Genomic DNA, 12,247 nt, shown 5'->3' with positions numbered 1-12,247 from the left:
TCGCCAAAATCGTCCGTGTACGTGCATGAAATAGATTTATAGGGCGCGAAGTCTTCCAGAATTCACGTACGTGGCTCATCTTTTGGAAAGTCCGACAGGCTCCTAGCGCCTTGGCACTTCGCGTTCGGCGGCGGTAGCGTCGCCTTTCGGGCATGAGGGATATGGGCGACTGCACGCACGGATTTGGGCTCAAAAGGCCCGGTCGCAGTCATGGTGTCCGGCGTGGCACAATGGGATGATGCACGACGTGCGGCGCCTGCTGGCCACGTACCGCTACTCTCCCTACCTTGCGGAAGGGGCGACGCAGCTCGTTCTTCGGCAGACGGAGTTGTCGACGGAACGCGCGATGTAGTGGAAGCAATGACCGGAGCGGGTCGCCCGCTTTAGGCCTTGAATCATAAGCAAGGATAGTCGCGCTGACGGCGGCGTGTAGATGGCCGCAAATACAGGGGGAAGTACATGCAACCAATACAGGGGGAAGTACATGCAACCAAGCAAGACGACCGTCACCGGATTATTCAACTCGCCGTATCAGTACCAGATTCCGATCTTCCAGCGCGGTTATGTCTGGACGCTGGACAAACAGGTGGTGCCGCTGTGGGCCGATATCCAGGATCGTGCAGACGCGCGGCTGGAACGTGACCAGGCACAGCAGAGCGTGGGCGCTGCGGCACTCAAGCCGCTGCAAAAGCACTTCCTTGGCTCGCTGGTGCTGACCCCGGTGACGCCACCGTTCGGGCGCGTGCCGGCCTACGAGGTCATCGACGGGCAGCAGCGTTCCACCACCTTGCAGCTGCTTCTGTTGGCGTTCCGGGACGCCGCGCGGCGAGTCGGCGACAGCCAACTGCCCAAGATGCTGGACACGCTCGTCCGCAACCCCGGCCCGTACACGACGGACACCGACTACCACAAAGTCTGGCCCACTGAGGCTGGTCAGGACGAGATGCGGTTCCTCTACGGGGCCCAGCAGGTCGAGGACATCTGCGCGCAGTATCCGGCTCGCGCTGGCCAGAAAAAGGTCGAACGGCCGCTGCTGGTGCAGACGTTCCTGTACTTCTACTTTGCCTGCCTAGCCTACCTCCAAGGCGTCGACGTCGCGGGTACGGGCGAAGCGGACGAACACACACCCAGCGACGAGTTGGTCAAGCGGATTCGTGGAGGCAATGACGTGGTTCCGTTGGATGCCACGACTGAATTCGACCCCAAACGTGCGCAGGCGTTGTACATGGCGCTGGCAGAGAACGTGCAAATCATGACGCTGCAACTGGAGACGGAGGATGACCCCCAGGTAATCTTCGAGACCCTCAATGCGCGCGGCGAACCCCTGCTGGCCTCCGACTTGATCCGCAACTTCGTGTTTCTTGATGCCGCGCGTTCCGGAAAACCGGTCAGCGCGTTGTATGCAAAGTTCTGGAGCCCGTTCGATTTGGCGCTTGCCGGCAGCAAGGGTGTGACCAGCAACCGCTACTGGGTAGAAAAAGAACGGCAAGGTCGCCTGACCTACCCGCGCATCGACCTGTTCTTCTACAGTTACACCGTGTTGCGCAGCCGAGAAACGACTCTCGTCGGGCATGTGTTCGAGGCGTTCAAGACGTGGTGGCAAAAGGAGCCGCGCGAACTGGAACAGGAACTCCAACGCATTGTCAGCGCCAGTGGTCATTTCAGGGAATTGGTCTCGCCTGACGGAACCAGTTACCTGGCCGAGTTCGCGCGCCTGGTGAAGGCGCTGGACGTTGGCACCATTACGCCGGTGTACCTCACCCTGCGCGAACGGCTGGCCGATGACAGCCAGGAACTGCGGCAGGCCCTGAGCGATCTAGCCTCCTATCTGACGCGGCGTTCCGTATGCAACATGACCACCAAGGGCTACAACCGTTTCTTCATGCGGCTCTTGCAGGCGGTCGCGGCTGCCCAAAGTGAGCCACACCTTGCGCTGCGCAAGGTATTGCTGGAGGCAACGGCTGACAGCGAGCTGTGGCCGAGCGATGGGGCATTCCAGGAGCAGTGGCTACATCGGCCCGTGTATTTCGCCATGAAGCCGGCAAGGGTATGCGGCATCCTGCGCGCGCTCGAATATGCCGCACGCGGAACCATGCAGGGCAGCAATCATGTCCCGGTGCAGTCCGCTCTCACCGTTGAACATGTCATGCCGCAAAGCTGGGCGGTTGTGCCCAGTTACCAGGTGGGCGGCATGACAGATGCCCAGCGGGTAGTGCGCGATATGGCCGTTCATGGCTTTGGCAACCTCACGCTGCTGACTCAACCCCTCAATAGCTCAGTCAGCAACGGACCGTTCAATGACTGGCAGGACGCATCCGGGCAGACGGTGGAGGGTAAACGCTCGAAACTAGGGCAAAGCGCGCTGCTCATGAACACGTATTTCGGCCAGAAAGATTTGGACAACTGGGACGAGGAAAGTATCGCAGCCCGTGCCGGAGCCTTGTATGACGCTGCGATGTTGGTGTGGTCACGCCCGGCGTCAGGTGCCGTGACGCCAACCTCGGTTGCACGCAAGCTTTCCGGGGCAGATACCAAATGGTAGGCCGAATCCATGGGCGCGATACCAGTCGGTAATCATTAAGCCCTGGGTGACCAGGCGGCGCGCGCACTATGGCCCTGCGGGTCTTCATTCCCTTCTTTCTCTTATTTCGTATGTTTCGATCGTTTCGTTTATAAGTTAGACTTGCCCACTCAAGAGAAGGCTTGGCGAGGGCCTAACCACCATGTCCACCCTGACGAACGAACCACTCATCACGCCCCCAGCCACTCCCGAAGAATCGGAGCTTGCGCGCGAAAGCAGCCGGCTGCTTGCTGCGTGCATTGGCCGCGGCAAGACCGCGCGACTGCGTGTGATCGACAGCGACGGTGAAATCGAGGTGCCGGTCCAGGCGCTGCGGATGCTGGTCGACATTCTGAACAATATGGCCGCCGGCAACGCAGTCAGCCTGGTGCCCATCCATGCCGAATTGACGACCCAGCAAACCGCCGACTTCCTCAATGTGTCGCGCCCGCACGTGGTCGGGTTGCTGGAACGCGGCGAACTGCCCCACCACAAGGTGGGCACGCATCGGCGCGTGTACTTCCGCGACCTGATGACCTACATGAGTGCCCAGCTCGCCAACAGCAAGGCGCGGCTGACCGAACTGGCCCAGCAAGCCCAGGAACAAGGCTTTTACTGATGGCGGGTTTCGTTGTGTTGTTATGACGCCTGCGCTGGCCTGCTCAACGGTGAACTTGCCATCCGCTGGCTCAGCGCGGTGATCCGATGACAGGTCGCCGTGCCGCTGACGGTGACCGGGGTCGGGCGGTGCCGGCACAATCCCATCGGCCGGATCTTGTTTGCAGTCGCAGACCATGGTGGCCTGTCGCGGGGCAGCAAGCTATGCAAGCAGGGCGCGATGCGCTGCCGCCGCGTCAGGAGCCCTGCCGCACCAGCGACCAGGCGACCGATTCGCCTGCACGCATCGGGACGCAGGTCGAGGTGGCCAGCCGATAGCTGGGCGGGACCACCCACGGCGTGCGTTCCAGGGTGATGCGCTCCTGATTGCGGGGCAGGCGGTAGAAGTCCGGGCCGTGGAAGCTGGCGAAGGCTTCCAGCCGATCCAGCCGGCCGACCTGCTCGAAGGCCTCGGCGTACAGTTCGATGGCGGCGTGGGCGGTATAGAGGCCGGCGCAGCCGCACGCGGTCTCCTTGGTTTCCCGCGCATGCGGGGCGCTGTCGGTGCCGAGGAAAAAATGGCTGTCGCCGCTGGTCGCCGCCTGCAGCAGCGCGGCGCGGTGGGTCTGCCGCTTGAGGATCGGCGCGCAGTAGTGGTGCGGGCGGATGCCACCTTCGAACAGCGCGTTGCGGTTGAGCAGCAGGTGGTGGGCGGTGATGGTGGCGGCCACGTGCGCCGGCGCGCCGGTGACGAACTCCACCGCATCGGCGGTGGTGATGTGCTCGAGCACCATGCGCAGCGCGGGGAATCTGGCCTGCAACGGCAGCAGGTGCCGCTCGATGAAGACCCGCTCGCGGTCGAAGATATCGATGTCCGGATCGGTCACCTCGCCATGCAGCAGCAGCGGCAGTTCATGCCGTTCCATGGCCTCGAGCACGGCATGCACGCGGGCCAGATCGCGCACCCCGGACTGCGAGTTGGTGGTGGCGCCGGTCGGGTAGTACTTCACTGCCAGCACGCTGTCGCTGGCCTTGGCCAGGGCGATCTCTTCGGGCGAGGTTTGCTCGGTGAGGTACAGCGTCATCAGGGGCTGAAAGCGCGCGCCGGGCGGCAGGCACGCCAGGATCCGCTGGCGGTAGGCCTCTGCCTGGGCCACGGTGGCCACCGGCGGCTTGAGGTTGGGCATGACGATGGCGCGGGCAAAGCGCTCGGCGGTATGGCCGATCACCGACGCCAGCGCCTCGCCATCGCGAAGATGCAGATGCCAGTCGTCGGGGGCAGTGAGGTCGATGCGCGTGGGGGTCATGAGGGGCAGGTTGGGGTCATCAGCCGGTGCAGGACCGCGCCAGGCAAGTCAGCAAGCGCCGTCGGGGGCACAGCTGGCCGGCCATCTGTCGGCGCGCGCGGCGGGGCGACATCGTATCCCATCGCGCTCCGGGCACCTTGGTGCCGCAACCGATGCAGCGGCGAGCGCCGGGCCGCGCGAACCGGCCCGATCGGATCGCCAAGGCCCTTGAGAGCGACTTCGCCTGCAGCCCTGGCCGGCACCGTCGGCAGCCGCAGGCAGACTTCGGTCGCAGGTGCGCTCGCCTGAAGATCCGTCGGTCAGTCGGCGTGGCGCCGCACACAATGACGCCGCCGCAGTTGCCTGCGGCGGCGTCGGGCGCAGGCAATGGCCCCGTGCGATCACTTCACCAGGGTGGCCGGATCCTGCCTGGCGGTCAGGGCGCTGCACAGGGCGATGCTTTCGCGCGCCTGCTGCAGGCCGCGCACGGCGCCGGGCAGGTCCTTCAGGCGCGGCTCGAAGAACGCCTGCAGGCGCTCGGACTCGGCCGGGGTGCAGGCGCCGGCAGCGGCGATGCGCGGCAGCGAGCCGCCGGCAAAGGCGCCGATGCGGTCGTGGATGGCCTGGTAGTTGGCGGTGAACCAGTTCCACTGGGCGTCACGGTCGGCGAGGGTGGCGCGCTCGCCGGCGGTCAGCACGTAGCGCATTTCGCCCACCTTGACGTCCTTGCTCAAACCGAAACTGCGCACCTTGGCCGCCAGGGCCGGGTCCTCGACGCTGGCCAGTGCGCCGAGCATGGCATTGCGGTGGGCCGGGTCGATCACGCCGGGCAGGGCGGCCATCAGCTGGTCCACGGCCGCGGCGCCGTGTTCCTGCACGCTCACGCCCAGCGCGCTCTGCAGCAGGTCCGGATTGGCCTGGTCGAAGGCCAGCGTCTTGCCGCCGGCCAGGACCGCGTCACCCTGCTTGAGCAGTTCGGCACGCACTGCAGGCACCTTCATGGTCAGGCCCAGAAACCCGGCCAATTCGGCGCGTTGCAGGGCGTCGCTGCCTTCCTCGCCATCCTTGCGCACGTAGCCCAGCTGCTGCATGCGCGGCAGGTAGACCTGCTGCGCCCAGGTGCTCAGCGCGGCGCGCTGGGCGTCGGTCCTGGCCAGGGAGTGATAGAGCCAGCTCACGTTGCCGATCGGCTTGTCGGCCACTTCCGGGACCTTGGACGCGGTCAGCGGCTTGAGCGCGGCCAGCAGCTGGGCCGGGTTGATCTCGCCCAGGCGGAAGGAGGCGTCCACGCCATCGTTGTAGGCCAGCTGCTCGGTGTCGCTGAGCTGGGGCAGGTTGGCGGTGAGGGTCTTGAGCGCCGTGGCGTCCAGGCCGATGCGGTAGTAACCGGCAGCGCCGGCGTTGGGCATCACCCAGCCGCCCTTTTGGGCGCCGGGCAGGGCCAGCTGACCGCTGGCGGCGGTCAGCAGGGTGCAGGCGTTGTCGCTGCCGGCGGTGGTCTGGTAACGCACGCACACCGGCACGCCCCAGGTCTTGGCCGGGTCGCCGGTGCTGCCCAGCGGCAGGTAGCGCTTCTGGGTCAGCTTCAGCACGACCTGGCCCTTGGCATCGGTGACTTCGGTGTGCACGTAGGGCACGCCCGGCTGGTCCAGGAAGCTGTTGAACGCGGCAGTGAACTCTGGTCCCTTGCCTGCGGCCGTGGCGATCGCGCTGACCAGATCGTCGGCGGTGGCATTGGCGAACTTGTGGTCCTGGATGTACTGGCGCATGCCTTTCTGGAACACGTCCTGGCCCACATAGGACTCGAACATGCCCAGCACCGAGGCGCCCTTCTGGTAGGTGATGCCGTCGAAGGCGTTCTCGATGTCGCCGTTGCCGGTGATCTCCTGGCGGATCTTGCGCGTGGCCACCAGGCCGTCGCCGGACATGGCGCCCTGCGCACCCAGCACGCGGTCCAGGTCGGCGCGGTACTCCGGGTGCACCTTCATGGTGACCTTCTGCTGCATCCAGGTGGCGAAGGACTCGTTGAGCCACAGGTCGTCCCACCAGGCCATGGTCACCGTGTCGCCGGTCCACTGGTGGGCCAGTTCGTGGGCGATCACGTTGAACGAGGCGCGCTTGTAGCGGGTGGCCGAGTCTTCATCCAGCAGCAGCAGGAAGTCGCGATAGGTCACAAGCCCTGCGTTTTCCATCGCGCCGGCCGAGAAGTCCGGCGCGGCCAGCTGGTCCAGCTTGTCCCACGGATAGCCGAAGTCGTAGTAGTCCTCGAGCGTGTGGATGATCACCGGGGTGGAATCCAAGGCGATCTTCATGCGCGGACCCTTGCCGTGCGGCGCGACACCGCGCAGCGGCAGGGTGCCGGCGCGCTGCGAGGTGGCGGTGATGCCGGGGCCGTCCACCACATCCCACGGGCCCACCGCAAAGGCGACCAGGTAGGTCGGCAGCGGCAGGGTGCGCGAGAAGGTCAGCGTCTTGAAGCCCTTGCCGGCCGGGGTTTGCTTGACCTGGGCGGTATTGGCCACGCCCTGCAGGTCGGCCGGAATGGTCAGCCTGATGTCGTAGGGGGTCTTGAAGGAAGGCTCGTCGAAGCTGGGGAAGGCAAAGCGCGCGCTGATCGGCTCCATCTGCGTCATCGCGTAGGGCTTGCCTTCGTAGGTGACCTTGTAGAGCCCTTCCAGCTCGCCGTTGAACGGCGCGCTGTAGGCAATGGTCAGGACCAGGTCCTGCGGCTGCAGGGTGGTGCCGAAATCGATCCGGGCCACGCCGTTCTTTTCATCGGCCTGCACGTACCTGGCCGGCTTGGGCTTGCCGCCGCCGGCGGCCACGGTGACCTTCTCGACGGTCAGTTCCTTGCCGTCGATCCACAGGTGGTCGCTGGCCTGGGTCAGCTTGACCTTGATCGTGGTGGTGCCGCTGAAGGTGTCCTGCGCCGGGTCGATCTTCAGGTCCAGCGCGTAATCCTGCGGCTGGGCCCAGGTGGGCAGGCGGCCGGTCGGGGTTTGTTCGGCGGCATGGGCGCTGGCGCAGCAGGCAGCCAGCGCCAGGGTCAGCAACGGGCGGGCAAGACGGGGCATCGGGGCGGCTCTCCGGTGGCGGGAATCTGACGGGTAAGGTGCCCCCAGCCCAAGCCGCCCGGCCAGTGCCACAAGGCATGGGGAGGTGCGCCGGCTCGGCCCGACCCCCGTCGGCTGCTCTACAGCGGGGTCAGCACCACCAGCGCATGCAGCACCAGCCCGATCAACCCGCCGACCAGGGTGCCGTTGAAGCGGATGTACTGCAGGTCGCGGCCGACGGCCAGTTCGACGATCTCGGTGAGTTGGCGCTCGTCCCAGTTCTTCATGGTCTGGGCGATGTGGTCGGTGACCCCGCTGCGCAGGCGGGTGGTGAGGCTTTCGGCGGCGCTGGTCAGGTGGGTGTTGAGGGCCTCGCGCAGGGATGGATCACGGCCGAGCGCTTCGCCCAGTGCCTGCAGCGAGCGCTCCAGGTGCCGGGCCAGGGTGGAATCGGGCGTCTCCAGGTTGGTGCGCAGCGTGGCATGGACCTGGTCCCACAGCCCGCGCACGTAGTCCTGCACGGCGGGGTGGTCGATCAGGTTCTGCTTGATCTCCTCCACGCGCGCGGCCAGGTCCGGATCGCTGCGCAGGCGCACCACATAGCCGGATAACCACTCTTCGTAATCCTTGCGCAGCCGATGGCCGGGCGTGGACAGCACCAGCTGCAGTTCTTCCAGCGCCGCGGCGGCGATGCGCTGGGCCAGCGAATCGCCGATCTCCTCCACCGGCTTGATCAGGTCCACCGTGCCCATCAGCTTGGGCCACTCGCGCCGCGCGTAGCGCACGATCAGCGCCGAGGCGCGGGCCTTGACCGCGGGGTTGTCCAGCCAGCGGCCGATGCGCTTGAGCGCTTCATCCAGCAGTTCCTGGTGGCGGCCGTCGGCGGTGAGGATGCCGAGCACTTCGCCGGCGGTGCCGGCCGCGTTCCAGCTGCGCAGGCGCCCCACCACGAACTGCTGGATTGCCACCCGCACGGCCGATTCATCCAGCAGGTCCAGCGCCTGCAGCGCCCAGCCGCGGGCCATGCCGGCCAGCCTGCGGGCCTGTTCGGGCTCGGCCAGCCATTGGCCCAGGCGCGCGGCGGGGTCGAACACGCGCAGCTTTTCCAGCAGCGACTCGGGGGCCAGGAAATGGTCGCGCACGAACACCGCCAGGCTGTTGGCCAGGCGGTCCTTGCTGCGCGGCACGATCGCCGTGTGCGGGATCGGCAGGCCCAGCGGCCGGCGGAACAGCGCCACCACCGCGAACCAGTCGGCCAGCGCGCCGACCGCGGCGGCCTCGCAGAACGCGGCCAGCCAGGCCCAGCCGCCGCGCAGGCCCATCGCATGACTCAGCGCGAAGCCGGCCAGCATCAGCACCAGCAGGCCGGAGGCGGCCAGTTTCATGCGGCGCAGGCGCAGGCGGCGGGGGTCGATGGGCTGGGGCGAGGTCTGCATGGCCTGCAAGTCTACCCAGCCCAGGTGAGGCAGCCGCATCGGTGCGCACTTCACCCTGGCTTCAAACAGGGCGCAAACCCCGCCCACGCGGGCCGCGCAGGCTGGATGCCATCACCCTGCGATGGAGCGGTCCATGAAATCCCTGAAACTGGCGTTGCGTTTTGCCATCGTCGGCGCGTTGGTGCTGGCGCTGCTGATTCCCTTGAGCATGATCGGCGGCAAGATCGCCGAGCGCGCGGCTTTTCGCGAGCAGGCCGTGCAGCGCATCGCGCGCAGCACCGCCGGGGCGCAGCGGCTGGTCGGTCCGCTGCGCGCGGTGCCTTATCTCGATCTGCGCCAGGAGGCGTGGGTCGACGACACCGGCGTGTCCCGCACCCGCGAGGTGCGCGAGGAAGGCGTGCTGCTGCAGACCCCGCTGGCGCTGGAAGTGCATGGCCGGCTCACGCCGGAGCTGCGCAAGGTCGGCCTGTTCGAAGTGCCCACCTACAAGTGGGATGCCAGGCTGGCCGCGCGCTTCGGCACGGCGCTGCCCGCGGTGCCGGCCGGCAACACGCGCCGCTACGGCGTGCCGTACCTGGTGCTGGGCCTGAGCGACGTGCGTGGCCTGCTGGGCGTGCCGCAGCTGCAGGTCGATGGGCAGCCGTTGCGCTTCCAGCCGGGCACACGCGCCTTCAACGGACGCCTGGCCGGGGTCAGCGCGTCGCTGCCGGCAATCGCAGGTGAGGTGATCCCGGGACGCAGGGTGCAGCTGTCCTTCACCCTGGCCGGCACGCAGGGACTGGAGGTGGTGCCGGTGGCCGACGACACACGGGTGCAGATCGCCTCGGCCTGGCCGCATCCAAGCTTCACCGGCGATTTCCTGCCGGTGCAGCGCAGCGTGCGCGCGGACGGGTTCGATGCGCAGTGGGCGGTGTCCTCGCTGGCCAGCCAGGCGCAGACCCAGCTGCAGCAGCTCAAGACCGCCGACACGCGGCTGGATGCGCTGCGGGTGGAGCTGATCGATCCGGTCGATGTCTACACGCTGGCCGATCGCGCCAGCAAGTACGGGATCCTGTTCGTGGTGTTGACCTTCGTCGGCTTTGGCCTGTTCGAGCTGATCAGGCGCCTGCCGATCCATCCGCTGCAGTACCTGCTGGTCGGACTTGCGCTGGCGATGTTCTTCCTGTTGCTGCTCAGCCTGAGTGAGCACGTCGCGTTCTGGATTGCCTATGTGGTGTCTGCGCTGGCGTGCATCGGCGTGCAGCTGGTGTACCTGTCGGGCGTGCTGCGCAGCTGGGCACGTGCGGCGGGTTTTGCGACGGGGCTGACGGCCCTGTACGGCGCGCTGTACGGCCTGCTGGTTTCCGAAGACAACGCGCTGCTGATGGGCGCGCTGCTGCTGTTCGGCGTCCTGGCGCTGATCATGTGGGTGACCCGGCGCGTGGACTGGTACGCGTTGTCGGCGGAGCTGCGCTGATGCAGCAGCAGGGTAGGGCGGGGCGCGAGCGCCATGCCGCACGCCGGCTGCCGTACGCGCCGGCGCGTACGGCGTGGATGAAGTGGCCCCCCGTTGCCGCTGCTGCGGCGACCGCGCGCGCGGCTGGTGCCGCTCAAAAATGACGATTCTGTCATCTCAAGCCATGACCGATGACCTGCTGCAGCCGCACATTGCACTGGCAGACTCGATACCTCGATCCATCACGATGGGGAAGCACGCATGAGGCGGATGAAGTGGGCTGCGCTGGTCGCAGGCCTGGGCCTGGCCTTGTCGGCACAGGCCGAGGAAGCGGTCGATCTGGTGATGGTCGGCAAGATCCGGCAGGAAGCGCTCCATCGCTCGCAGGTGGCCGACACCTTGCAGCACCTGACCGAGCAGATCGGTCCGCGCCTGACCAACTCGCCCAACATGGCCAAGGCCAACGCCTGGACCAAGGCCAGGTTCACCGAATGGGGCCTGGCCAACGTGCATGACGAGGCGTTCGCCGACTTCGGCCGCGGCTGGGAATTCAGCAGTGCCAGCCTGGAGCTGCTGACCCCGCGCACCGCGCCGTTGCATGCGGTGCCCAAGGCTTGGACGCCGGGCACCGGCGGCCCGGTCGAGGGCGAAGCCATTGCGCTCACCCTCAAGACCAAGGCCGACCTGGACAAGTACAAGGGCAAGCTGCGCGGCAAGATCGTGCTGCTGAGCGAGACGCGCGAATACAAGCCGGGCACCGAGCCGTCCTCCAGGCGCTATGACCAGGCCGGCCTGGGCGAGCTGCTCAATTTCCCCATGCCCGCAGGGGGCGCCGAGGCAAAGGCCAAGCGGGTCAAGGAATACCGCGAGCGCACCGAGCTGGCCAAGGCCACCAACCAGTTCCTCATCGACGAAGGTGCGGTGGCCGCGCTGAGCATCAGCGGCTGGGATGACGGCATCCTGCGGGTCGGGGGTGGCGGCTCGCGCAAGGTCGGTGAAGCGGTCGGCGTGCCCGAGCTGGTGGTCGCGGCCGAGCACTACAACCCGTTGCTGCGCGCGCTGGACCGCAAGCAGATCGTGCGCCTGCGCGTCAATTCCGATGCGCGCTTCACCAGCCAGGCCAACGACCCCGGCTACAACACCGTCGCCGAGCTCAAGGTCAGCGGCAAGGCCGACGAAGTGGTGATGCTGGGCGCGCACATGGACTCCTGGCACGCCGGCACCGGCGCCTCGGACAACGGCGCGGGCGTGGCGGTGATGATGGAAGCCATGCGCATCCTCAAGGCGGTCGGCGCCAAACCCAGGCGCACCATCCGCGTGGCGCTGTGGAGCGGCGAGGAGCAGGGCCTGGTCGGCTCGACCGATTACGTCTCGCGCCACTTCGCCACCTATCCCGAGCCGACCGACCCGGCGCAGAAGGCGTTGCCGCCCTACCTGCGTGATGCCACCGGCGCGCTGCAGAAAACCAGGGACTACGGCAGGTTCTCGGCGTACTTCAACCTGGACAACGGCTCGGGCAGGATCCGCGGCATCTATGCGCAGGAAAACCAGGCGGTGATGCCGATCTTCAAGGCCTGGCTGGCGCCGTTCAACGATCTGGGTGCGAGCATCGTCACCAGCCGCAACACCGGCAGCACCGACCACATCCCGTTCGACCGGGTCGGGCTGCCGGGTTTCCAGTTTGTCCAGGATCGCCTGGACTATGGCACCCAGGTGCATCACAGCGACCTGGATACCTACGATCACGCATCACCGGATGACCTGAAGCAGGCGGCGGCGATCATCGCCGCATTCGCCTACCAGGCCGCGATGCGGGACCAGGCCCTGCCGAGGAAGGACGTGCTGCAGGATTGAGCCGCGGTCGTGCGAGTGCAACCGCC

The 12,247-nt window shown here is 66.8% G+C and carries 7 protein-coding genes; 4 read left to right on the top strand and 3 right to left on the bottom strand.

All coding sequences use genetic code 11. The annotated features are described in order from the left end of the window. Nucleotides 1-484 precede the first annotated feature (484 nt). Together DSC_RS11090 and DSC_RS11085 are read left to right on the top strand one after the other, a co-directional pair. Nucleotides 485-2,542 carry a DUF262 domain-containing protein gene (locus DSC_RS11090; protein WP_014161256.1) on the top strand — a complete coding sequence of 686 codons (2,058 nt, stop codon included), beginning with the start codon at nt 485-487 and terminating at the stop codon, nt 2,540-2,542. Between the two features lie 181 nt (nt 2,543-2,723). After that, nucleotides 2,724-3,179, top strand: a complete 456-nt coding sequence (locus tag DSC_RS11085; RefSeq protein ID WP_014161255.1) for a helix-turn-helix domain-containing protein — start codon at nt 2,724-2,726, stop codon at nt 3,177-3,179. A gap of 235 nt (nt 3,180-3,414) precedes the next feature. Here the strand turns inward: DSC_RS11085 and pyrC are convergent, their stop codons facing one another. The 3 genes from pyrC to DSC_RS11070 all read right to left on the bottom strand — a co-directional run bounded on the left by pyrC (nt 3,415) and on the right by DSC_RS11070 (nt 8,932). Further along, nucleotides 3,415-4,464 carry a dihydroorotase gene (gene pyrC, locus DSC_RS11080; protein ID WP_014161254.1) on the bottom strand — a complete coding sequence of 350 codons (1,050 nt, stop codon included), beginning with the start codon at nt 4,462-4,464 and terminating at the stop codon, nt 3,415-3,417. Nucleotides 4,465-4,844: 380 nt separating this feature from the next. Then, nucleotides 4,845-7,517 carry a M1 family metallopeptidase gene (locus tag DSC_RS11075; protein ID WP_014161253.1) on the bottom strand — a complete coding sequence of 891 codons (2,673 nt, stop codon included), beginning with the start codon at nt 7,515-7,517 and terminating at the stop codon, nt 4,845-4,847. Nucleotides 7,518-7,636: 119 nt separating this feature from the next. Then, complete coding sequence (locus DSC_RS11070) at nt 7,637-8,932, bottom strand: DUF445 domain-containing protein (protein WP_014161252.1); 1,296 nt, start codon at nt 8,930-8,932, stop codon at nt 7,637-7,639. A gap of 133 nt (nt 8,933-9,065) precedes the next feature. Here DSC_RS11070 and creD point away from each other — a divergent pair, with 133 nt between their 5' ends. Both creD and DSC_RS11060 read left to right on the top strand, forming a co-directional pair. Further along, a complete protein-coding gene (gene creD, locus DSC_RS11065) occupies nt 9,066-10,388 on the top strand; it encodes a cell envelope integrity protein CreD (protein ID WP_014161251.1) in 1,323 nt (440 codons plus the stop codon). A gap of 249 nt (nt 10,389-10,637) precedes the next feature. Then, nucleotides 10,638-12,221, top strand: a complete 1,584-nt coding sequence (locus DSC_RS11060; RefSeq protein ID WP_014161250.1) for a M20/M25/M40 family metallo-hydrolase — start codon at nt 10,638-10,640, stop codon at nt 12,219-12,221. Nucleotides 12,222-12,247 lie beyond the last annotated feature (26 nt).

The sequence above is a fragment of the Pseudoxanthomonas spadix BD-a59 genome, from assembly GCF_000233915.3.
Taxonomy (GTDB): Bacteria; Pseudomonadota; Gammaproteobacteria; order Xanthomonadales; family Xanthomonadaceae; genus Pseudoxanthomonas_A; species Pseudoxanthomonas_A spadix.
Note: the sequence above shows the minus strand (reverse complement) of the source record. Positions and strands in the feature narration are given on the sequence as shown.

Bases quoted from the DNA above. Each gene is read 5' to 3' on its own strand.
- DSC_RS11090 (WP_014161256.1), top strand. From the start codon at position 485: ATGCAACCAAGCAAGACGACCGTCACCGGATTATTCAACTCGCCGTAT.
- DSC_RS11085 (WP_014161255.1), top strand. From the start codon at position 2,724: ATGTCCACCCTGACGAACGAACCACTCATCACGCCCCCAGCCACTCCC.
- pyrC (WP_014161254.1), bottom strand. From the start codon at position 4,464: ATGACCCCCACGCGCATCGACCTCACTGCCCCCGACGACTGGCATCTG.
- DSC_RS11075 (WP_014161253.1), bottom strand. From the start codon at position 7,517: ATGCCCCGTCTTGCCCGCCCGTTGCTGACCCTGGCGCTGGCTGCCTGC.
- DSC_RS11070 (WP_014161252.1), bottom strand. From the start codon at position 8,932: ATGCAGACCTCGCCCCAGCCCATCGACCCCCGCCGCCTGCGCCTGCGC.
- creD (WP_014161251.1), top strand. From the start codon at position 9,066: ATGAAATCCCTGAAACTGGCGTTGCGTTTTGCCATCGTCGGCGCGTTG.
- DSC_RS11060 (WP_014161250.1), top strand. From the start codon at position 10,638: ATGAAGTGGGCTGCGCTGGTCGCAGGCCTGGGCCTGGCCTTGTCGGCA.